The organism is Nocardiopsis gilva YIM 90087 (assembly GCF_002263495.1).
Taxonomy (GTDB): Bacteria; Actinomycetota; Actinomycetes; order Streptosporangiales; family Streptosporangiaceae; genus Nocardiopsis_C; species Nocardiopsis_C gilva.
This window is the reverse complement of the sequence record NZ_CP022753.1, coordinates 3,224,804-3,245,482: the sequence shown is the minus strand read 5'-3', so window position 1 is coordinate 3,245,482 and position 20,679 is coordinate 3,224,804. Positions and strand designations below refer to the sequence as shown.

Here is a 20,679-nt window from a genome sequence, read left to right as displayed (position 1 = left end):
TCCCAGCGGCGGAGCAGCGTGGTGGAACACACCCCGCTTACCCGTCAGGGACCCAACACTCACCTCAACACGATTGCCCTACCTCAGAAACGGCCGAAGAATCGCAAGTCATGTTGCAGCCCCGACATCAAGAGGACCCCATGGGAATCGTTGAATCCGGGACGACGCAGAACGCCATCATCGACAATTACGAATTCCTGGAGGCGGCCCTCCGCCGCGTCGGATCGAAGAAGTCCGGACCCCTGGACACCGCATTCTTCCCCGAGTTCAAGGTTCCGCGCATGGACGCGCGGCTGGCCGAGTTCTTCGGCGCGGCCGATGTGTCCGTGACACGGCTCGGCTCGTACAGGGGGAAGGACGTCACCTTCCTGAATCTGATGCGGAACCCCCGAACCCGGACCACATGGACCCTCCCCTCCCACGTCATGGTCGCTCGGGCGATCCGGCACATCTGGTCGACGGGTGAACCCATCACCCTCCTCACCCCCTCATCCGCCAACAAGGGGACCGCTCTGCGCGACGCGGTACTCAGGGCCATCGAGTGCGGGCTGGTCAGCGCCGACGATCTGCAGATGGTCACGCTCATCCCGGAATCCGCCCGAGACAAACTGTGGTCCTCTTCTCTGAACGAGGACTCCGGACTGCGAGCGAGAAACCCGGTGGCAATTTACTCGGGCGACGAACCGAGTAACGTCAAGAAGATCGCGCGGGAATTCGTCGACCAGTACGGAAAAGAGTTCACCGCCCGCACCGGACGGCGCCTGTGGTACACACTCGATATCGACAACTATCGCGCCGTCGACGCGCTGCGGGCGGCCGTCGAGCGGCGGCTCGCCCCCACCGCCGGACGCCGTATCCACGTCCACGCGGTCTCCAGTGCCTACGGCCTGCTCGGCCACCACTTCGGCCGTTCGCTGCTGAGCGGGACCGGTGGCGAGGCAGGTGACCCTCCGCCGTCCTACTTCCTGGTGCAGCATCTCGGCAGGCCCGAGATGGTGCTGAACCTTTACCACGGCGACTTCTCCAACGAGCACGTGCCGGACTACCGCCTCGATGGCGAGGCCGGGCTGTACCGGCAGGACCAGGAAGCACACTTCCCGCACGTCGCGGACGACCCCGAGGAGTTCCTCGACATCACCTTCTACGCCTACCAGGCGGCCACCTCGTCCGACATGAACGACATCATCGCCAAGCAGGGCGGTGGCGGCATCGTCGTCTCCCGCCGGGAGTGCCTCGACCGGTACAACGAGATCACTAAGCTTCTGGCGCCCGCGGGGATCACCCTGCCCTCCGATCCGGCCAGGCTGCGCGACTGGTCGCTGGTCATGGCGGCAGCAGGCCTGCTGCTCGGCGTCGATCGGCGGCTGATCGACGCCGAAGACGACGTGCTGCTCCACGGGTCGGGCTCCTACACCCAGGACGACTTCACTCCCATACCCGGGCACCACCTCCACGGCGTCGACGACGCCCAGCGGCTCCGTACCGTGGTCTTCGAATCGGCTGAACGCTGACGGACTCCCCTACCGGGACGGCGGCCACCGTGCGGACCTTCATTGCGGACACCGGCTCCGGTGATCGCGCGGTGGCCGCCTTCCCGCCGCATGCGTGTGGAGGCCGTAGGACCGTCTCATACTTCAGTGGCATCCGTGGTATGCCCAACAGGGGTGGTATTTCCCCTTGAGTCTCGGTAGGGAGCCCGCAGAGCGATGACCACCAGCGCCGATCTCCACTACACCGACGCCACTGACCTTGCCCGGATGCTGCGGAGGCGGGAGGTGTCGGCACGCGAGGTCGTTCGGGCGCACCTTGATCGCATCGCGGCTGTGAACGCCGAGATCAATGCCGTGGTGACGCTCGATGCCGAGCGGGCGATGGAGGAGGCGGCGCAGGCCGACGCGAGGTTGGCCGGTGGCGGCGTGGTCGGGCCGCTGCACGGGATTCCGGTCGCGGTCAAGGACACGCACGATACGGCCGGGATACGCACGACGTACGGGTCGCCGGTGTTCGCCAACCATGTGCCGGAGCACGACGCGTTGACCGTGGAGCGGATGCGCGCCGCTGGAGCGATTGTCATGGGGAAGACCAACGCCCCGGAATTCGGCACTGGATCGCACACGTTCAATCCCGTCTTCGGGGTGACGCGGAACCCCTACGACACGTCCCTGTCGGCCGGGGGCAGTACCGGCGGTGGGGCGGCCGCGTTGGCTGCCGGGTTGCATCCGCTTTTGGATGGGTCGGATATGGGCGGGTCACTACGGAATCCCGGGTCGTTCAACAATGTCGTGGGGCTCCGGCCCTCGCCCGGACGGGTCCCGCAGTGGCCGTCGATTCTCCCCTGGGAACCCATGACCGTCGCCGGGCCGATGGCGCGTACGGTCTCCGATGTCGCGTTGTTGATGTCAGTGATCGCCGGTCCCGATCCCAGGGCGCCGATGGCACTGACTGATTCGGGGGCAATGTTCGACGCCCCGCTGGAATGCGACATGCGTGGGCTGCGCGTCGCGTATTCCGCTGATTTCGGTGGGGACCTTCCCATCGAAGCTGAGGCCTCGGTTGTTGTTCATGCCGCTGCCGAGGTATTCGCAGGGCTCGGCTGTGCGGTTGAGGAGGTTTCTCCCGACTTCTCCCACAGTGATCGGCTCTTCCGAACCCTTCGCACCTGGCAGTTCGCTGTGGCCTACAGCTGGATCGTCGACGAACACCCGGGGCAGGTGAAAGACGCCCTGGTCGAGGAGATCGTGCGGGGGCGCCTGCTGTCCGCTGAGGACATCGGCCAGGCGAAGCTGGAGCTGGCCGACATGTACCACCGCTTCCGCGAGTTCTTTGTGGAATACGACGTGCTGTTGCTGCCGGTCAGTCAGGTACTTCCATTCGATGCGGGCCTGGAGTACCCCACGGAAGTGGCGGGCGAGCCGATGGACGGCTATCTCCGCTGGATGTCCTCGTGCTACTGGGTGACGACCACCTTGTGCCCGGCTATGTCCGTCCCGGCCGGATTCACGCCGGCCGGCCTTCCGGTGGGTGTGCAGCTCGTCGCCAAGCATCGTGCGGATCTGGCGCTCCTCCGCTACGCCTACGCCTTCGAACAGGCCACGCGCTACGCCGAGCGCCGTCCTGAGCTGGCGCCAACGACGTGATCGCCCGGTGGACGCGCTAGGTGGCCAGCGCCAGGCCGGTGTAGGTCACCGTGAGCATCAGCAGGGTGGACAGCGCCCCCAGGGCGATGCTGCGGCCACTCGACCTGGCGAGGGCGGCCAGTCGGACGCCGGTGCCCATGGCGAACAGGCCGGCGGAGAGCAGCACGGTCTGCAGGACGCTCACCGGTCCCAGGACCGACTCCGGGAGCACCCCCGCGCTGCCGATGGCCACGGCGATGAGGAACCCGATGACGAACAGCGGGACGATCGGCGGTCGGGCTCGCTCCGGGGTGGACGCGCCTCCCTCTCGGGGGGCGGGGATGGATCTGTCGCGACGCTGCCAGAGGTTGACGGCGACGATCAGCGGGGCCAGCAGCACCACGCGGGTGAGCTTCACGATCACGGCGGGGGCCAGTGCGGCGGCGCCGACCGCGCCCGCCGTCGCGACGACCTGGCCGACCTCGTGCACGCTCGCACCGGTCCAGATCCCGAAGGTCGCCGGGGCGAGCCCCAGCGCTCCGCGCAGCGCAGGCAGGGCCAGGACCGCGAGGGTGCCGAAGATGGTGACGATCGCGACCGCGGTCATGACGTCGTCCTCATCGCCTTCGGCCGAATCGTTCATCGCGGCCACCGCCGAGGCGCCGCAGATGGACACCCCGGTCGCGATGAGCAGGCGCCGCTCACGCGCGATCCCGAAGAGCCGCCCCAGCAGCAGCGTGCCGAGGAAGGTCACCGCGACCCCGCCCAGGACCACGAGCAGCACGGGAGCACCGAGTGCGAGCACATCGGGCAGGGCGAGGCTCACACCCAGCAGGACGATCCCCGCACGCATCGGGGTCTTGACCGCCGCCTGCAGTCCCGGGCGCAGGGAGTCGGGAACCAGGCCCAGGTTCGTGAGCACCGCACCGAGCACCAGGGCCACGATGAGCGCGCTGACCCCGGGCACCATCCGGTTGACCAGCAGCGCGACCACGACGCCGACGGCCGTGAGCAGCAGGCCGGGGACGGCCGCGCGTGCCGCCCGCGCGGAAGGAAGCCCCCACGGCGGTACCGGGGAGATCCGCCGCTTCGCGGGTCGGGTCGGGGGTACGACCCTAGGAGAAGAAGCCGAGGTCGACGGCTCGGTTGATGGCTCGGTGGATTGTTGACTCACAGGGCCCAACCCTGACCGTCTGCTGGGATGCTCGGTAGGGGCCGATTACGTATCAGGTCATACAGTGACTGTATGAGCGCGCAATGGCCGGACTTGGCGAGTCTGGAGCTTTTTCTGCTGGTGGCGGAGTACGGCAGCATCGGCCGGGCCGCGACCGAAGTGGGGCTGACCCAGGCTTCGGCCAGCCGCCGCCTGGACACGCTCGAACGTGAACTGGGCGTGCCCCTGCTCCTGCGCGACACGACCGGATCCCGCCCGACCCCCCAGGGCCAGACGGTCGCCGACTGGGCCCACGCGGTGGTCGAGGCCGCCCGCGATCTGGAAAGCGGCGTCGCCGCACTGCGTCGGAACCGGAAGGCGAGCCTCCAACTCGCCGCCAGCATGACGGTGGCCGAGTACCTGGTCCCCGGCTGGCTGGCGCGTCTCCGCGAGATCGAGCCCGAGATCGAGGTGGGCCTGCAGGTTCTGAACTCCGAAGAGGTGGCCGAGCAGGTCCACGGCGGCATGGCGGATATGGGGTTTATCGAGTCCTATGACCTGCCGCGCGACATCGCCGCGACGCGCGTCCGCGTCGACCGGCTGGTCACGGTGGTCGCTCCGGCTCACCCCTGGGCGCGGCGCCGCGCCCCGGTCCCCGCCGCCGAACTCGCCGCGACCCCGCTGGTGATGCGCGAGCGCGGCTCGGGCACGCGCACGACCCTGGAACACGCGCTGACCGAGGCCCTGGGCGTCGGCCCGGCCGCCCCCGCCCTGGAGTTGTCGTCGAACGCGGCCGTGAAGGTGGCGGTGCTGAGCGGCGCTGCGCCGGCCGTGCTGAGCGAGCTGGCGGTCGCCGCCGAGATCGCTGACGGCCGGCTGCGCGAGGTCGCGATCGAGGGCCTCGATCTGCGCCGCCCTCTGCGCGCGGTCTGGCGTTCACGAACCCGCCTGACCGAGCCGGGAGAGCATCTGGTGCGCATCGCGGCGGGACGGAAGGGGTGATCCCGAGTGCCGGGCTCGGCGGAGCGGGCACGATCAGCGGCCGCATCGGCATCGGTCCGATGAGCGGGAGCGCGGCCGGCCACCCCCACGCGGGTTCGCCGGGAAACTCGCCTTAGGGCCAGGTCAGGCGGAAATAAACGCCGGCGTCTTCGGGGAGCACGCCCCACTCGTCGGCGAAGTGCGAGACCAGGCCGATGCCGCGCGCGGACTCGGCGAACGGTCCGGCCTTGACGTGCAGAGGCACCTCGCCCGCGGTGCCGTCGTCTTCGATATGGACGCTCAGCAGCCCCGGTGACAAGTGCACGACGACGGTGAACCGCCCGCCGAGTCCCGTGGCGGTGTGGCGGATCGCGTTGGTCGCGGCCTCTGATACCAGCAGGACGGCGGTGCCCACGATGTCGTCGGGGATGGGCGGGCGGTAGATGACGGCCGACAGCATGCCCTCGACCCAGTGCCGCGCCTTGGCGACTTCATAGGGGTGGCCGCGGAATGTACGCGTGAATGTGGTGGGGGTGGGGGTGGAGGCGACCAAGCTCAGGCCACCTCCCGCATCGAGGACCTGTGGCGCGGGCATGGATCCTGCACGTCAGCGCTCCTCTGCAGCATCGGCGGCGCCCCGGAGGCATAGCGCCGCCACATAGGGCTTGCGTTTTTCATCGAATTGCCGTAAGCACTTCTGGTCTCCGACCTCCGGATTTCAGCTTCCGGACACGCGACCGGATGCACTGTCGGACCATGATCCCGCTCCAAACCATGGCGTGCCACGATGTCAACGCTTTTAAACCCATTCCATCATTTGCGCGGCGTTCCTTCCGCATGATGGCGTCGGCGGGCATTGGTCGTGGTTCCGTATACGCCGCCCGCACAGATGGGCTATGCCCCGGTGCGGCGATACATCCGTTGTTCGGGAGGAATAGGGAAACTCAGGGGGTACAAACTACGCCACAGGCGTACGATTGCAGTTCCCCCCGACGTAGAAGAGGCGGAGGCACCTCCAATGACCCCCACTGAAGGGACGTCCACTCAGGGGCAGAAATACCTGCCTGACCTGGGGTTGTCTCGTCCATCTACCGCGCGCGTCTACAACGCGATCCTTGGAGGCAAGGACAACTTCGAGATCGACCGGCAGGCGGCGGACGTCTTCTTAGCCAATCTGCCCCAAGCGCGGGAGATCGCCTGGGAGAACCGCGACGCGCTGATCCGCGGCGTCGAGTACCTCACCGGCACGGTCGGCATCGACCAGTTTCTCGACATCGGGTGCGGTCTGCCGATCACGCCCAACACGCACGAGGCCGCCCTGGGTCTCAACCCCGCCGCACGCGTGGCCTACGTCGACAACGACCCCATCGTCCTCGCGCACGGCCGCGCCCTCCTCGCGACCGGACACAGCAGTACGGTCACCACCGCCGACCTGCGCGAGCCGCAGCACATCCTCGACCACCCCGACATCACCTCGTTCCTCGATTTCGACCGGCCCGTCGCGGTGATCCTCGTCGGCATCCTCATGCACATCAGCGACGCCGAGCAGCCGGGACGGCTGCTGCGCGAGCTCATGGACGCGATGTGTCCCGGCAGCTACGTGTTCACCACGCAATGGCCCGACACCGGCGATCCGGCCCAGGCAGCGCTGTCGCGTGCCTGCCTGGAGACGCTCGGCACCGGCTGGAAGCGTCCGCTGGACACGATCCGCGGCCAGTTCGACGGCTTGGAACTGCTCCCGCCCGGCCTGGAGTACATCGCGCGCTGGCACCCCGAGGACCCGGCCGCACCGGTCCCGGCCGTCGAGGACCTCCAGCCCTACCAGCGCGCGATGATGGTGGCCCTGGCACGCAAGAACGCCTGACCAGGCGACGGCTCCACCGCCGATCGCTCGCCGATGCCGACGGTCCGACGGCCGGTCGTGCGCACGTGGCCGGCCGCCGGGCCCGCCCGCCTGCCGGGCCCGGTCTGCTCATTCAGGCGACGGCGGTACGCCGCAGGGTGGCGACCATCTCGGGGACGGGGGCGGGCGGGCGTCGGCGGTGCACGACATAGACCTCGCGGACGAGGTCGACTCCGGCGAGCGGCAGCGCCACCCATCCCCCGGGCAGGGCGGCTCCCAGGATGCTGCGCGGGATGAGCCCGACCCCCACGCCCGCTCGGATCAGAGCGAGCGTGACCTCGTAGTCGCGGGTCTCGTAGGCCACCGACAGGGGGACGCCCTCCGCCTCGGCCGCGCGGTCCAGGGAGATCCGGTTGGAGATGCCGGGCGCCCCGCAGATCCACTCCTCGTCGGCGAGGTCCGCGAGCCGTGGCGGTGCGGCGGCCGCCGGGTGGCCTTCGGGCAGGACCAGCAGCAGCGGGTCGACGAGGATCTGCTCGCGGTGCAGCCCGGCCGCCGGGGGCAGGTTCACGCCCGAGTATCGGTGCGTGATGAGCAGGTCCAGCTCGCCGGAGGTCACCAGGCCGTATCCGCCGGGCGGCTCAACGTCGGACAGGGCGAGCCGCACGTGCGGGTGTGCCTCGCCGAACGCGGCGAGCGCGTTGGGCACGAGCACCTTGCCAGCGCTGGCGAAGGTCCCCAGAGCGAGCCTGCGGGGCGCCTCTCCGGCTGTAGCGCGCACTGCCGTCTCCGCGTCCCGCAGCTCGCCCAGAACCCGTTCTCCGTAGTCCAGCAGGACCTCACCGGCCTCGGTAAGCCGGATCCCGGCGCGTCCGCGTTCGACCAGGGAGCAGCCGAGTTCCCGTTCCAGCTTGGCCAGCTGCTGGGAGAGGGCGGGAGCGGTGAACGACATCCGCTCGGCCGCCGCCGCGATCGACCCCGCGTGTGCGATCTCCACCAGCACCCGCACCCGGTTCGCGTCGAGCATCCGCCCACCCACTCCCCGTGTCCCCATCTCGCCGCACCGCGATGGCACCGAATCCCGGTGGCTCCGTCGACGCGACGCCCGGTCCCCTGTCCCTCGGTGTTCCCCCTGCTGCCCCGGCGTTGCCCGCGACCCGCGCGACCTGCGCGAAATCGCCCGCACGCGGCGCCCCGCCCACTAGGGTGTCGAGCCCTGAGCGACCGGACGCACACCTGGGCGCCCTCCGGAACAGGTCAGACACTGATTGATACAAAGCTTTGCTTAATCATCCTAAGCAAACCCAACTTTAACTTAATGACCATGGCAGGCAGAGTCGGAACATGACACCCAGCACCGCGATCCCCGCGAACGTCCCGACGGCCGAAGATGTCCGTGCGGCGGCCGATCGCATCTCCATTCATGCGCGACGCACGCCGGTGCTGCACGCGCAGGTCGATGGCCGCACCCTCACGCTGAAGCTGGAGCACCTCCAACTCACCGGTGCCTTCAAACTGCGCGGCGCGCTCAACGCGCTGCTCGCGGGGGAAAAGACCGACAAGGTCATCACCGCCTCCGGCGGCAACCACGGGCTCGGCGTCGCCACCGCCGCCCGCCTGCTGGGGATCGAGGCCGTGGTGTACGTACCCGAGACCGTTCCCGAAGCGAAGGCCCGCCGCCTGGAGGCATCCGGCGCGCAGGTAGTGCGGGTCGGCGAGCACTACGCGGTGGCCGCCGCGGCGGCGCACAAGCACGCCGAGTCCACAGGGGTGCGCTACCTGCACGCCTATGACGACCCGTTCGTCGTGGCCGGGCAGGGCACGATCGGCTACGAGATCGCGCAGGACGCGCCCAGCTGCGACACCGTGGTGGTGGCGGTGGGCGGCGGCGGCCTGGTGGCGGGCGTGCGCCTGGGCTCCGGGGGCCGGCAGGTCGTGGCCGTGGAGCCGGAGGGGTGTCAGAGTCTGCACGCGGCGCTGGCCGCCGGGGAGCCGGTGGACACACCAGTGGACTCGGTGGCGGCCTCCGCGCTGGGGGCGGCTCGACTGGGTGACGTGCCCTATGCGGTGCTGCGCGAGAACCCGGTCACGCCGGTGCTGGTGAGCGACGCGGAGATCCTGGCCGCGCGCGACCGGTTGTGGGAGGAGTTCCGCATCGCCGCAGAACCCGCGGCGGCCGTGCCGTTCGCGGCCTGGCTGGCCGGGCGCGTCCCGGGATGACGCGTGTCTCGTCATCTGCGGCGCGAATGCCGACTGGCGGCCCGGCGACTGATCTGAGCCGGAGGAGACCGGAGGTCCGCCCGTTCTGCGCGGATCGGGCGGTCGGAGGGTCGATCCGCTACATGCGCGAAGTCGGCCCGGCGCAGCCGGGCCCGGCTTGCGCTGCGGACCCGCACCCTCCGGCGGTCAGCCGGCCCCGGGACTCTGGGCGTGACCGTCCATGACCGATTCCGGTTCCCGCTCCCATTCCCGCCCCTGGCCGGCGTCCCCGTCCCGGTCCCGCTCGGCGAACTCGGCGCGCAGGGCCCGGACCTCCGCCGTCAGCAGCGCCACCTGCTCCTGGGTGGCGAGGGCGGCCTTCTTGGAGCCCTCGACCTTCTCGGTGAACCAGGAGGCCACGGTCCCGGTCACGACGCCCAGGAGGGAGATGCCGCCGATGAAGAGCGCCACGGCGATCAACCGGCCGTGTTCGGTGACCGGGTAGAAGTCGCCATAGCCGACGGTGGTAATGGTGACCAAGGTCCACCAGAGGGCCTCGTCGAACGCGGAGATGTTGCTTCCCGGCGCCCCGCGTTCGGCGTCGAGGACCGCCAGCGCCGCGACGAACACCACGAGGACGGAGACGCAGACCGCGTACACGGCGACGTGGCGCCGCAGTGTGCTCGTGAGACGCCGGTTCAGCACGCTGACGACGGTGATGAGCCGCAGCGCCCTCAGCGGACGTAGGAACGGTGCCAGGATGATGACCAGGTCGAGGATGTGGGTGCGGAGGTACGCCACACGGTGACGTGCGAGCTTGAACCCGACCAGGTAGTCCGCCACGAACATCGCCCATGTCCCCCAGGTGGTCGCCTCACAGGCAAGCCGCCAGACCCGGGGGATCTCGGGATGCAGGATCGGCCAGGCGTAGGCGGCGAGGAAGAGCAGCGCCGCGGCTGCCAGCGGCAGCTCGGTCTTCCGCCGCCACCGTTCGAGGGCGTCATCTCCGGTACTCACGTGCGCGTTATCCACGGCGCCCCATTGGATCATGCCGGAGTTTCACGCGGGTCACATTTCTGCGCAGTGCGGGTGATGACCAGCGTCTTGTGCCAGGTCATCGAGCATGTGCCCGGGGCGCGCCGCGGTCCGCCGGAGGCCGACGCTACATTGTCGTGGCGAGAAATCCTCGGCGAACCCGCGATGACGTCCGAGACGTCCGACGATCGGAGACCTTTGCTGTACGGCACCTTGCGAGCGACCGCATCGGCGCTGGGCAGAGTGCTCTACCGGCCGACCATCGACGGCCTGGAGCACATCCCGCGCACCGGTCCGGTCATCCTGGCCGGGAACCACCTCTCGTTCAGCGACAGCGTGGTCATCCCGCTCGCCGTACCGCGCCGCGTCCGGTTCCTCGCCAAGTCGGACTACTTCGCGGGCCCCGGGGTAAAGGGGCGGCTGTCCCGGCTCACGTTCAACGCTCTGGGCGCGGTGCCGGTGCGGCGCGGCACGGCGCGCGAAGCGATCGACGCGCTGGAGCTGGGGTTGAAGGTACTGAGGGATGGGGAGGCGTTCGCGATCTACCCCGAGGGGACCCGTTCGCGCGACGGGCGGCTCTACCGGGGCCGGACCGGCGTGGCCCACCTCGCCCTGGAGTCGGGCGCGCCCGTGGTTCCGGTCGCGCTGTCGGGCACCGAGCGCATCCAGCCGATCGGTGCGCGGGTTCCCAGGATCGCCGAGATCAGCATCCGGTTCGGCGCCCCCATGTACTTCGGAGCCGAGTACGCGCGCATGAAGCCCGGACCGGCGCGGCGGGAGATCACCGACGAGATCATGGCCGCCATCCAGCGCCTCTCCGGACAGGAGGAGGCGGGCGTCTACAACACCTATCCGAGTGGCGACGACATCTGATCCCGGACCCGGAACGGTTCCCCTCGGCTGCCCCCTCCCCCGCCCCTCTTCCTCTGGTCGATTTCTCCGGTTCGTCGGACGACGTCCGCTGTCCCCGACGCGGCCTGGTGCGGCGGCACCAGGCCGCGTCGTGGTCAGATGACCGAGCCGTGCCCGGCGAAGCCGTGCCGTGTCAGGCCTTGGGCAGCTTCTCGGCCAGCCAGGCCTCGACCTCGTCAGAGCGGCGCGGCAGACCGGCCGACAGGACGCGGTTGCCCTCCGGGGTCACCAGCACGTCGTCCTCGATGCGCACGCCGATACCGCGCAGCTCCTCAGGGACGGTGAGGTCGTCGGGCTGGAAGTACAGGCCGGGCTCGACGGTGAGCACCATGCCGGGCTGGAGGTCGCCGTAGAGGTGGAGCTCGGTGCGCGAGGCCGCGCAGTCGTGCACGTCCAGACCGAGCATGTGCCCGGTGCCGTGGAGCGTGTAGCGGCGCTGCAAGCCCTGCTCCACCACCGTGTCGACCGGGCCGTCGAGCAGCCCCCACTCGACCAGGCCTTCGGCGAGGACGCGCTGCGCGGCCTCGTGGTAGGCGCGGAACGGCTTGCCCGGCGCGACGGCGGCGATCCCGGCCTCTTGGGCGGCGTACACGAGGTCGTAGACACGGCGCTGGACGTCGGTGAACGTTCCGGAGGTCGGAATCGTGCGGGTGACGTCGGCGGTGTAGAGCGTGGTGGTCTCGACGCCCGCGTCGAGCAGCAGCAGCTCGCCGTCGCGCACCGGGCCGTCGTTGCGCACCCAGTGCAGGGTGGTGGCGTTGGGGCCGGAGGCGGCGATGGTGCCGTAGCCGACGTCGTTGCCCTCGACCCGGGCACGCAGGAAGAACGTGCCCTCGACGTAGCGCTCGGAGGTGGCCTTGGCCTTGGGGAGCGCGCCGACCACGTCGTTGAAGCCGCGCACGGTGGAGTCGACGGCCTGTTGCAGCTGGGCGACCTCCCACTCGTCCTTGATCAGGCGGTGGTCGTGGAGCGTGACGGCCAGTTCCTCGTCGCGCTCGGCCGCGGCGTCGCGCTCCTCCTGGGCGGGGGAGGCGCCGCCGCGCACCTCGTTGAGGACGGACTCCAGCGAGCTGTCATGGCCGCGCACGATCCGGGTGGGGGCGGCGGGCGCGTCGCGCAGGACGTCGGGCAGCGTGCGCACGTCGGCGGTGTCCAGGCCGAGCAGGGCGGCGGACTCCTGAAGGCTCTCGCGGCGGCCGCTCCACAGCTCGCCGTGGCCGTCGAGCCAGAACTCGCCGTTCTCCCGGCTGGAGCGGGGGCGGAGGTAGGCGGTGACGTCGTGCCCGCCCTCGGTGCGCGGCTCGAAGACCAGGCAGCCGTCGTCGGTCTGGTCGCCGGAGAGGTAGACGTAGTCGCAGGCGGCGCGGAACGGGTACTCGGTGTCGTTCGAGCGGGTCTTGAGGTTGCCCGCCGGGATGACCAGGCGTTCGCCGGGGAAGCGGGCGCCGAGTGCGGCGCGGCGCCTGGCGGTGTATTCGGCCTGTTCGACGGGCTTGAGGTCGCGCATCTCGGTGTCGGCCCACCCGGTGCGCATCCAGGCGACCAGCTCGTCGGAGGGCGCCTGCGCCTGACCGTTCTTCCGCGGCGTGAACACCGGTGCGTCTGCGGTGCTGGTGGGTTCCGTCGCGGACTGCGGACGCTGGTGCTCGGACACGGTAGGGCCCTCCTCGTCGAGTGCGTGTACTGGAAGCCGCTTGTGACGGCTCACCCCATCATCGTACGAGGGTCGGGTCGACGCATCGCCAAAGTGCGCCGTCCCTGTGGACGCAGCGGCCACGGCGCCGACAGCGGTCGACAACTCGGAAGCGGCTCCGCTTGAACGAGTGGAAGCGGCTCTGCGTACGATGTCCGGTCATCACCCTCGACCGAGGCACAGAATCGGAGCGGCCCCAGTATGGCAACGGACCCCACCGCCCAGGCACCCGACCGGACGGCGGGGAACGGGGGCCGTCCACGATGGACGCTGGTGGCCTCCGTGGTGCTCAACCTGCTGCTCGGCGTCTTCGCACTCGTCCCGTTGTACAGCGCCCAGTGGCTGCTCACCGAGTATCTGCCGATGGACTGCCGTCCGGGCGACCTCGCCGCCCGGCCGACGAATTTTGAACCCTCCCCCGGCTAAAGCAGGGGGATTCCTGGCTCAGGAAGCCCCGCAGGCCAGCGACCTGAAAGGTCCTACTCCCTCACCACCAGCCGGGACGGAACCTGCCCGGTTTGGTACGGCAAAGCTGGGTGGTTCTGTGCCGTCTTGGTTCTCGACCAGCACGGTGTACGCGCTTGGTTCTCGCAACGCACGCGGTACACCTTAGCCGATTACCCGATCACGTGGGCGGTCTTTCGCCCTAGGGGCGAAACCCCGTACTTGCCCTGCTACGCAGGGGTTCGATTCCTCCCCGGCCCAAGCCGGAGGCATCCTCGAAGGAGACCCGGTCGACTTCTGTCCCGGCTGGGCGCGACCGCCCTGCTGCTCGTCCCCTACGCGGCGCTGTAGGTCCTCTACCTGAGCGGCCTCGGGCACTGACCCCAACAACCAGGACACTTTGTGCCCCTGTCGGGTTACGGGGCAGCCTCTTCGCCGTCCTCCACCAGCGACCTGATGAACGGGACGCAGTCGGGGTAGATGACGCCCGGGGTGTCGGCGGGGTCGAGCCGCGTGTAGCCGAGTCGGGTGTAGAGCGCGATCGCTTCGGGCTGGGCCGGGCCGGTGATGAGGAACGCGGTGCGGTATCCGGTGCGCCGGGCCGCCGCCTCCAGCTCGGCCATGACGCGGCGGGCAAGGCCGCGGCGCCGGTGGGCGCTGGCGGTCCACACGCGTTTGAACTCGACCGTTGCGCCCGTTCCGGCACTGGTGGCCCTGGCTCCCGGCAGGTCGTGCTCCCAGCGGCGGAACGCCCCACCGGCGATGATCTCGCCGTCTTCCTCCAGGAGCAGGACGCCGCCGTGGGGAGGGGCGAAGTCGGAGTCGGGGATGGAGTTCATCTCGTTGCGGCCGTTCTCCTCGCCGTAGCGGCGGCAGTATTCGGCGGTGAGTTCGGCGATCATGGGCGCGGCCAGGGGGTCGGTGATCAGAACGGGGCGCACCGTGATCCCGTCGGGCGCCCCGCCCGGACGGCCATCGACCACTCCCCTGGTGCTCCGGTCCCTCTCGCGGGTTGCGCACGGCCCGCTCTGCCCGCTGCGCGATGTGTCCACGCGTCACCCTCCACCACTGTCGCTGCGGTCCGCCCATTCCTCAAACGGTCAGAATGCACGATACGTCCTGCTACCACCCCAGTTCAGACGCGGTCACTCTCCGCTCGGTGCCTCGTCCTTCCCGTGAAGACAGGGGCGGTGATCAGCGGAAAGCCGGCCGCCTTTAGAGTGATCCGCATGGCTTTGAGCGAGCGCATCCTCCTGGGACCTGGACCGAGCAATCCCTACCCCGAGGCGACGGCCGGGCTGGCCGCACCCCTGCTGGGGCACCTGGATCCGGAGTTCATCAAGCTCTTGGACCGGACGTGCGACCGCCTGCGCGCGACATGGGGTACGACCAACCCGGTGACGCTCCCGCTGTCGGGGACCGGTTCGATCGGCATGGAGGCCGCCTTCGCCAACACCGTCCGGCCCGGCGATGTCGTCGTGGTCGCGGTCAACGGCGTGTTCGGCGTCCGCATGTGCGAGGTCGCCTCCCGCTACGGTGCCGAGGTCATCCGTATCGACCACACGTGGGGCGAACCGGTCGACGTCGAGCGTGTGCTGGCCGCGCACCCCGCTCCGGCGATCGTCGCGGCGGTACACGCCGAGACCTCCACCGGTGTCGAGAGCGACATCGCGGCTTTGGGCGCGGCCCTTCGGGCGCGGTCGCCGGAGACGCTGCTGCTGGCCGACTGCGTCACCTCACTGGCCGGTATCCCGGTCGCCATCGACGAGTGGGGCGTGGACATCGCCTACTCCGGAACGCAGAAGTGCCTCGGCGTCGCGCCCGGTCTCGCCCCCTTCACCTTCTCCGAGCGTGCCTGGGAGCGCCGGGTGGAGGTTCCTCCGGTCTGGTATCTGGACCTCAGCCTGCTGGGCGCCTATGTCCACGGCACCCCGGGCAGCGGCGGCCGCGTCTATCACCACACGGCCCCGACCGCGATGATCGCCTCGCTGGACGCCGCGCTCGAGCGCATCCAGGCCGAGGGGCTGGACGCCATCACCGATCGGCACCGCGCGGCGGGTACCCGCCTCCAGGAGGGCCTGCAGGAGATGGGCCTGGAGCTGTTCGCCAGGGAAGGCCACCGCCTCCCCCAGCTGACGTCGGTTCGTGTCCCGGAGGGCGTGGACTCGGCCAAGGTCCGCGAACGCCTGCTGAACGAATACGACATCGAGATCGGGGCAGGCGTGGGCGAACTCGCCTCCTCGATCTGGAGGATCGGGTTGATGGGCCACAACGCCCGCCTCGACCGCGCCGAACTGGTACTGGCCGCCCTGCGGCGGGTGCTGGAGCACTAGGCGGGCCTACCGCGAGAGCGGCACGAGCGACACGGAGAGGGCGCGCCGAGATCGGCGCGCCCTCTCGTCGTCTCATGGGTCGCAGGCCAGGACGGTACGCCGTAGAAACACGTCCTGGTGAACCCGGCGGCTGTGGCCGTCTCTCAACTCTGCCCGGCGGCCACGCAGGCGTCGATCCAGGAGCACAGGGCGTCGAGGGCGCGCTCGACCCGTTCCTCGTCGCCGGTGATGAGGTAGTCCCCTTCGAGGCTGCCGAAAGCGGCGTTGAGCACGGTCGCCTTGGTGATGGCGTCGTCGCGGCTCAGGCCTCGGGTGACCAGGCAGGAGGCGACGAAGTCGGCGCGCCCGCGGACGAAGCCCGGGACGTGCAGGGGGAGGCGCCCGGCGGCGGCCAAGCCCTCGATCTCGCGGATGAGCCGGGTCATGGCCAGTTCGTCGGGCCCGAGGTTGCGTTTCCAGGCGGCTCGGACGATGGAGCCCACGGGCACGGAGGGGTCGTCCCAGCCCGGTGTGGAGCGCAGCTCCTCGTGCTGGCGCTGGTCCAACCGCTGCAGGACCGCCTCCAGCAGGGCCTTCTTGTCGGCGAAGTGGTGGGTCAGGACGCGGGTGCTGTGTCCGAGCCCCTGCGCGAGCGTGCGCAGCGAGAAGTCGGAGATACCCGTACGCGCGAGCTGTTCGATCACGCCGTCGACGACCTCAAGGCGGCGCCGGGGGTCGGCGGTTCTGGGCATGTGGCGCGTCACCTCCCGGTCCTCAACTCTGGCACACTCACAAGGGAAACATTTGTTACCCTTACCGCACGCGAAGAACTCTCCAGCAACCCCCTATGTGGCTCGCCGCGGTGACGCTCGCCGCGTTCGCGGTCCAGACCGACGACTTCATCATCATCGGCGTTCGCCCCGCCATCGCCTCTGACGTCGGCGTATCGGAGGCCGCGGCCGGGCAGCTCGTGACCGCCTACTCCCTGATCTACGCCCTCACCGCGCCGGTCGGCGCTGTTCTGCGCCCTCACGGCTTTCGCCGCCGCGAACTTCGCCGTGCTGCTCGTCGACGACTACGGCCTGCTCATGGCCCTGCGGGTCGTCGCGGCGCTGTCAGCCGCCGTCGTCCTGCCGACAGCCCTGGCGGCGGCCAGCACCGAAGCTCCCACCGAACGCAAGGGTCGGTACCTGGCCACGGTCATGACGGGGCTGACCGGCGCCATCCTCATCGGCGTCCCGGCCGGGACCCGGATCGGAGCCTCCCTGGGACGGGAGGCGACGTTCGCGTTCGGCGGCCTGCTCGGCCTCGGCTCCCTCCTGCTGGCCGGTCTGCTGGCGCTCTCGGGGATCGTCGGTGTCCTGGGCACGCGGGCCGCCGGGCGACTGGTCGACCGCCTGGGCCCCATGCGCGCGTTCGTCGCCGCCGGGGCGCTGTTCTGCGCGGCGATGACCGCCTTCGCAATGCTCTGGATACTCAAACCGGTACCGGTCGCCCTCGCAGCAGCACTGCTGGCCTGCTGGTCCGCCTCTGCGTGGGCGGTACCGCCCAGCCTGCAAGCCCTGATGCTCGTCCGCGCGGGCGAGCGCGTCGCGACGCAGGCGTTGGCGGTCCACAGCAGCTCGGTATACGTCGGGGCAGCTCTCGGCGGCGCTTTCGGCGGCGCCGTGATCGTCGCCGACCCCGACGGTGTCGGTCGCCGTGGGGCTGGCCCTCAGCCCTCTCGCCCGCCGACGTCCCTCAGACCGTTCCCCCTGCGCCGACCGATACGACTACGACCGCCCCACTTGACGAAAAATTAGGATAGGCTCACCTAATTGACCAATGGCTTCCGTGCGTGCGGTTCGAGCGCACGCACGGACCATCGGAAACGCCGCCCGGCTCGCAGCGACCGGAAACGAGCAAAGGAGCCGCTGATGGCAGCGAACTGGCAGCGCGGAGTGCTGCGCGTCATGGGCGTGACCAACCACCCCGTCACCGTGACCGCAGTACGCGACTTCACGCCCTGGTATCGGCGGATCACCTTCTCCGCGCCGGACTTCGTCAGCGATCTGGACGTGTTCCCGACGCTATGGCTGCGGCTGTGGGTGCCCAACCCCGCCAGAGGCGACACCTACGTCAGCCAGCGCGGCTACACCCTCGTCGACGTCCGGCCCGACGAAGGAACCTTCGCGCTGGACTTCGTCCTGCACACCACCGCCGGCCCCGCGGGCGACTGGGCGAAACAGGCCGCCGTCGGGGACGTCCTGGAAGTCGCGCTCACCCCGGCGAAGATCGCCCTTCCCCCCGACACCGGACAGGTGCTGCTGGCCGGCGACATCACCGCACTGCCCGCCATCAACAGCTGGCTTGACGCGATCCCGTCCGACATCCCGGTACAAGTGGTGATCGAGGACGGCCACGACGACACCGCGGACCTCCCGCGCACCGTCCGGAACGGCTCCGACGCCCAGACCGACTGGCAGTGGGTCGCCCCCAGCCCGGAGCGCGGTGCCGCACTGGCCGACGCCGTGCGTGCGTCGACCCGCCCGATGGACGGCCTGTACGCGTGGGCCGCCGGGGAAAGGAAACTGATCAAGACGCTGCGCCCCGTCCTGCGCGGGGACCTGGGGCTCGACCGCTCCCGCCACTTCACCCAGTTCTACTGGATCGAGGGCCGGTCCGGCGGATGACCCTCATCATGCGGCGCACTGAGGCCCTTAGGGTTGTGCCCCATGACGTATCCGTCTCAGGACAGCTACCGCTGGTACGCCGACGCCGCGGTTCCCGACGGTATGGAGATCACCCAGGTCTATGGATGGCTCGTCGACGGCCACGGGCGCGTGATGGCCAGGATCGACGATGGCCACTGGGGCCTTCCCGGCGGCACCCCCGAGCTCTACGACTCCGACCGCGTCGCCACCCTCGTTCGCGAGGTCGATGAGGAGGTGCAGGTGCGGATCGCCGACCCCGTGTACCTCGGATACCAGGAAGTCCTCCACCCGAACCACCGTTCGCATGCCCAGTTGCGGATGGTCGCGCGCATCACCGAGCTCCTCCCCCGCCGCCCGGACCCGGACAACGGGCGTATCCACGGACGGATCCTCGCATCGTTCGACGCGGTCCTGGACGGCCTGAACTGGGGGCCTTCCACCGAGGGCCAGGCCGAGTGCGCACGACGCATCGCCGAGGCCAGGTGGGGGCTCCCCGTCATGTCCCCCACTGCTGGCCCCGCCCTCGACTGAACATGCTCCCCTTGTCCGGACTCCGCTCCGCCCGGCCGTGTCATGTGACCACTAGAGGAACGCCACGCTGCGCCCCGTCATCACTGGAGAACCGGTCTCGCCGGGCTCCAGGGCGGACACGAACGTATGGCAATCGGACTCGTCGAAGACCAGCGCACGGGCATCGGTGTGGTTGGTCAGCAGGCGGGCGGGAAGAGTCTCGGCGAGCTTGTGGCACATGTAGTTCTGCGGGTTGACGAGGTTGGGCTCGTGAAAACCGACCGTGTAGGAGAAGGTGCCCTTGGCGGCATGGGCGGGGGACGCCACGCCACCCAGGATGAGTGCGGCGATGACGAGGACGGCTGCGTAACGCTTCACTTCGCTCCAAACGCTGACTGTGGTGGCCAATCGGCCACTTTTCAGCACAGCGCACGCTCCGCCTACCGGGACAGCGACACAATCCCCCTTATCCGCCTGCCCATATCCCGGTATGGCCTGAATACCCCGACCACCTGGTCACCCGGCAGAATCATCCCGCCAATCTGCTAGGTGTTGCGGGGCAGGACGTTGATGACCCGTCTGACGGCGTAGTCAGCTGATTTCAGTCGTGACCCAAGCCAACGCCCGGTCAGCGTTGAGGACGACAGCGGCTTGTCGAGCGGTGCCGTACCCGACCGATTGCGCACGTCGCGACCGGGATGGGAGTCCCGAGGGCGTGTGCGTCGAAGTGGGTCAATCGCTACCGCCGATACGCGGTTCACCGTCACCCGCGAGGCGCCACAGCGCATCGGGGGCCTCCCATTAACGATCTAGTGCTGCGTCAGACAGTGTTCGCCCCGGCGAGATCGCGGACAGGTGAAGCCGGTTGTGGTACGTTCAGCGTCGCCAAGTGCTGCTGCGAACTGAGGAGGTGAGACCGATCAACGCTGTGACAGGTCGGGGCTCCCTCCCCTGCATGGGCTAGGGAGTGCCCGTAGAAGGCATCCCGAAAGGCTTGAAACGCAATTGCGCTTCACCTCCCAGACGTCGTCCGACGGCGTCATCGAACAGCTCTTCACTCTCCCCTTCACCTTGGGTGAGATCCCCGGCGTGCTGTGGACTCCGGACGGCACCGCCGGTACCCGCCCTCTGATCCTGATGGGACACGGCGGCGGCCAGCACAAGAAGGCCCCCGGCATCGTGGCGCGTGCCCGCCGCTTCGCGGCCGAGTGCGGCTTCGCGGTGGCGGCCATCGACGCGCCCGCCCATGGCGACCGGCCGCGAACCAAGGAACACAACCGGCTCATCGGCGAGATGCGGAACCGCATGCAGACCGGCGGGGACGTGGCTCCGGTGCTCGCCGAATTCCACACCCTCCTCGCCAACCAGAGCGTCCCGGAATGGCGGGCGGTCTTGGACGCGGTCCAGGAACTGGACCACGTCGGCGCCTACCCGGTGGGCTACTGGGGGATGTCGTTGGGCTGCGGACTCGGCATTCCGTTCATCGCAGCCGAGCCCCGCATCCGCGCGGCGGTGCTGGGCCTGAACGGGGCGGAGACCTCTGCCGAGGCCGCCGCACAGATCACCGTCCCGGTGGAGTTCCTGGTGCAATGGGACGACGAGCGGGTGCCGCGGGCGGCGAGTCTGGCGCTGTTCGACCTCTTCGCCTCAGCCGAGAAGACGCTGCACGCCAACCCCGGCAAGCACGCGGAGGTCCCGATGTTCGAACTCGACAGCTCGCTGCGGTTCTTCACTCGGCACCTGAGCTGATACCCCTGTCGTCCGCGACGCGCTGATCGGGTTCCGCGC

At 69.5% G+C, this 20,679-nt stretch carries 19 protein-coding genes and 1 pseudogene; 12 read left to right on the top strand and 8 right to left on the bottom strand.

What is annotated here, in order from left to right; genetic code table 11:
• Nucleotides 1–140 precede the first annotated feature (140 nt).
• Both CDO52_RS14760 and CDO52_RS14755 read left to right on the top strand, forming a co-directional pair.
• Nucleotides 141–1,511, top strand: a complete 1,371-nt coding sequence (locus CDO52_RS14760; RefSeq protein WP_017618943.1) for a DUF6002 family protein — start codon at nt 141–143, stop codon at nt 1,509–1,511.
• 195 nt (nt 1,512–1,706) lie between these two features.
• A complete protein-coding gene (locus CDO52_RS14755; protein WP_094932460.1) occupies nt 1,707–3,137 on the top strand; it encodes an amidase in 1,431 nt (476 codons plus the stop codon).
• Between the two features lie 16 nt (nt 3,138–3,153).
• Here the strand turns inward: CDO52_RS14755 and CDO52_RS14750 are convergent, their stop codons facing one another.
• A complete protein-coding gene (locus tag CDO52_RS14750) occupies nt 3,154–4,290 on the bottom strand; it encodes a YeiH family protein (protein ID WP_232524183.1) in 1,137 nt (378 codons plus the stop codon).
• A 72-nt stretch (nt 4,291–4,362) separates the two neighbouring features.
• Here CDO52_RS14750 and CDO52_RS14745 point away from each other — a divergent pair, with 72 nt between their 5' ends.
• Nucleotides 4,363–5,271 carry a LysR family transcriptional regulator gene (locus CDO52_RS14745; RefSeq protein ID WP_033300366.1) on the top strand — a complete coding sequence of 303 codons (909 nt, stop codon included), beginning with the start codon at nt 4,363–4,365 and terminating at the stop codon, nt 5,269–5,271.
• Nucleotides 5,272–5,383: 112 nt separating this feature from the next.
• On the opposite strand, the gene CDO52_RS14740 is transcribed toward CDO52_RS14745, so the two are convergent.
• Nucleotides 5,384–5,845, bottom strand: coding sequence for an ATP-binding protein (locus CDO52_RS14740; protein ID WP_094932459.1), 462 nt, complete (start codon nt 5,843–5,845; stop codon nt 5,384–5,386).
• Between the two features lie 423 nt (nt 5,846–6,268).
• Between CDO52_RS14740 and CDO52_RS14735 the strand changes: the two genes are divergently transcribed.
• A complete protein-coding gene (locus CDO52_RS14735; protein ID WP_017618939.1) occupies nt 6,269–7,114 on the top strand; it encodes an SAM-dependent methyltransferase in 846 nt (281 codons plus the stop codon).
• 112 nt (nt 7,115–7,226) lie between these two features.
• Here the strand turns inward: CDO52_RS14735 and CDO52_RS14730 are convergent, their stop codons facing one another.
• A complete protein-coding gene (locus CDO52_RS14730) occupies nt 7,227–8,120 on the bottom strand; it encodes a LysR substrate-binding domain-containing protein (RefSeq protein ID WP_094932458.1) in 894 nt (297 codons plus the stop codon).
• A gap of 317 nt (nt 8,121–8,437) precedes the next feature.
• Between CDO52_RS14730 and CDO52_RS14725 the strand changes: the two are divergent.
• Nucleotides 8,438–9,365, top strand: a pseudogene (locus CDO52_RS14725) (serine/threonine dehydratase).
• Nucleotides 9,366–9,499: 134 nt separating this feature from the next.
• Here CDO52_RS14725 and CDO52_RS14720 read toward each other — a convergent pair.
• Complete coding sequence (locus CDO52_RS14720; protein WP_017618936.1) at nt 9,500–10,309, bottom strand: potassium channel family protein; 810 nt, start codon at nt 10,307–10,309, stop codon at nt 9,500–9,502.
• Nucleotides 10,310–10,525: 216 nt separating this feature from the next.
• Here CDO52_RS14720 and CDO52_RS14715 point away from each other — a divergent pair, with 216 nt between their 5' ends.
• Nucleotides 10,526–11,200: a lysophospholipid acyltransferase family protein gene (locus CDO52_RS14715; RefSeq protein ID WP_017618935.1), complete on the top strand. Its 675-nt coding sequence runs from the start codon at nt 10,526–10,528 to the stop codon at nt 11,198–11,200.
• A gap of 172 nt (nt 11,201–11,372) precedes the next feature.
• Here the strand turns inward: CDO52_RS14715 and CDO52_RS14710 are convergent, their stop codons facing one another.
• Nucleotides 11,373–12,893, bottom strand: coding sequence for an aminopeptidase P family protein (locus CDO52_RS14710; RefSeq protein ID WP_017618934.1), 1,521 nt, complete (start codon nt 12,891–12,893; stop codon nt 11,373–11,375).
• 240 nt (nt 12,894–13,133) lie between these two features.
• Between CDO52_RS14710 and CDO52_RS27470 the strand changes: the two genes are divergently transcribed.
• Nucleotides 13,134–13,358: a hypothetical protein gene (locus CDO52_RS27470; protein ID WP_152471638.1), complete on the top strand. Its 225-nt coding sequence runs from the start codon at nt 13,134–13,136 to the stop codon at nt 13,356–13,358.
• 434 nt (nt 13,359–13,792) lie between these two features.
• Here CDO52_RS27470 and CDO52_RS14705 read toward each other — a convergent pair whose 3' ends face one another.
• A complete protein-coding gene (locus tag CDO52_RS14705; protein ID WP_017618932.1) occupies nt 13,793–14,359 on the bottom strand; it encodes a GNAT family N-acetyltransferase in 567 nt (188 codons plus the stop codon).
• 246 nt (nt 14,360–14,605) lie between these two features.
• Between CDO52_RS14705 and CDO52_RS14700 the strand changes: the two genes are divergently transcribed.
• Nucleotides 14,606–15,709 (top strand): pyridoxal-phosphate-dependent aminotransferase family protein, encoded by a 1,104-nt coding sequence (locus tag CDO52_RS14700; protein WP_026125838.1) that lies wholly within the window; start codon nt 14,606–14,608, stop codon nt 15,707–15,709.
• 143 nt (nt 15,710–15,852) lie between these two features.
• On the opposite strand, the gene CDO52_RS14695 is transcribed toward CDO52_RS14700, so the two are convergent.
• Nucleotides 15,853–16,440: a TetR/AcrR family transcriptional regulator gene (locus CDO52_RS14695; RefSeq protein ID WP_033300369.1), complete on the bottom strand. Its 588-nt coding sequence runs from the start codon at nt 16,438–16,440 to the stop codon at nt 15,853–15,855.
• A gap of 306 nt (nt 16,441–16,746) precedes the next feature.
• Here CDO52_RS14695 and CDO52_RS14690 point away from each other — a divergent pair, with 306 nt between their 5' ends.
• From CDO52_RS14690 to CDO52_RS14680, 3 genes are all read left to right on the top strand, one after another.
• Nucleotides 16,747–17,490, top strand: a complete 744-nt coding sequence (locus CDO52_RS14690) for an MFS transporter (protein ID WP_017618929.1) — start codon at nt 16,747–16,749, stop codon at nt 17,488–17,490.
• A 114-nt stretch (nt 17,491–17,604) separates the two neighbouring features.
• Entirely contained in the window at nt 17,605–18,360 is a 756-nt protein-coding gene (locus tag CDO52_RS14685; RefSeq protein ID WP_017618928.1) for a siderophore-interacting protein, read from the top strand.
• 42 nt (nt 18,361–18,402) lie between these two features.
• Complete coding sequence (locus CDO52_RS14680) at nt 18,403–18,912, top strand: NUDIX hydrolase (RefSeq protein WP_017618927.1); 510 nt, start codon at nt 18,403–18,405, stop codon at nt 18,910–18,912.
• Nucleotides 18,913–18,963: 51 nt separating this feature from the next.
• Here CDO52_RS14680 and CDO52_RS14675 read toward each other — a convergent pair whose 3' ends face one another.
• Nucleotides 18,964–19,269: a hypothetical protein gene (locus CDO52_RS14675; RefSeq protein WP_017618926.1), complete on the bottom strand. Its 306-nt coding sequence runs from the start codon at nt 19,267–19,269 to the stop codon at nt 18,964–18,966.
• Nucleotides 19,270–19,896: 627 nt separating this feature from the next.
• Between CDO52_RS14675 and CDO52_RS14665 the strand changes: the two genes are divergently transcribed.
• Nucleotides 19,897–20,640, top strand: coding sequence for an alpha/beta hydrolase family protein (locus CDO52_RS14665; RefSeq protein ID WP_017618925.1), 744 nt, complete (start codon nt 19,897–19,899; stop codon nt 20,638–20,640).
• The last annotated feature ends 39 nt before the right edge of the window (nt 20,641–20,679 follow it).

Bases quoted from the DNA above. Each gene is read 5' to 3' on its own strand.
- CDO52_RS14760 (WP_017618943.1), top strand. From the start codon at position 141: ATGGGAATCGTTGAATCCGGGACGACGCAGAACGCCATCATCGACAAT.
- CDO52_RS14755 (WP_094932460.1), top strand. From the start codon at position 1,707: ATGACCACCAGCGCCGATCTCCACTACACCGACGCCACTGACCTTGCC.
- CDO52_RS14745 (WP_033300366.1), top strand. From the start codon at position 4,363: ATGAGCGCGCAATGGCCGGACTTGGCGAGTCTGGAGCTTTTTCTGCTG.
- CDO52_RS14740 (WP_094932459.1), bottom strand. From the start codon at position 5,845: ATGCCCGCGCCACAGGTCCTCGATGCGGGAGGTGGCCTGAGCTTGGTC.
- CDO52_RS14735 (WP_017618939.1), top strand. From the start codon at position 6,269: ATGACCCCCACTGAAGGGACGTCCACTCAGGGGCAGAAATACCTGCCT.
- CDO52_RS14730 (WP_094932458.1), bottom strand. From the start codon at position 8,120: ATGCTCGACGCGAACCGGGTGCGGGTGCTGGTGGAGATCGCACACGCG.
- CDO52_RS27470 (WP_152471638.1), top strand. From the start codon at position 13,134: ATGGCAACGGACCCCACCGCCCAGGCACCCGACCGGACGGCGGGGAAC.
- CDO52_RS14700 (WP_026125838.1), top strand. From the start codon at position 14,606: ATGGCTTTGAGCGAGCGCATCCTCCTGGGACCTGGACCGAGCAATCCC.
- CDO52_RS14695 (WP_033300369.1), bottom strand. From the start codon at position 16,440: ATGCCCAGAACCGCCGACCCCCGGCGCCGCCTTGAGGTCGTCGACGGC.
- CDO52_RS14685 (WP_017618928.1), top strand. From the start codon at position 17,605: ATGGCAGCGAACTGGCAGCGCGGAGTGCTGCGCGTCATGGGCGTGACC.
- CDO52_RS14680 (WP_017618927.1), top strand. From the start codon at position 18,403: ATGACGTATCCGTCTCAGGACAGCTACCGCTGGTACGCCGACGCCGCG.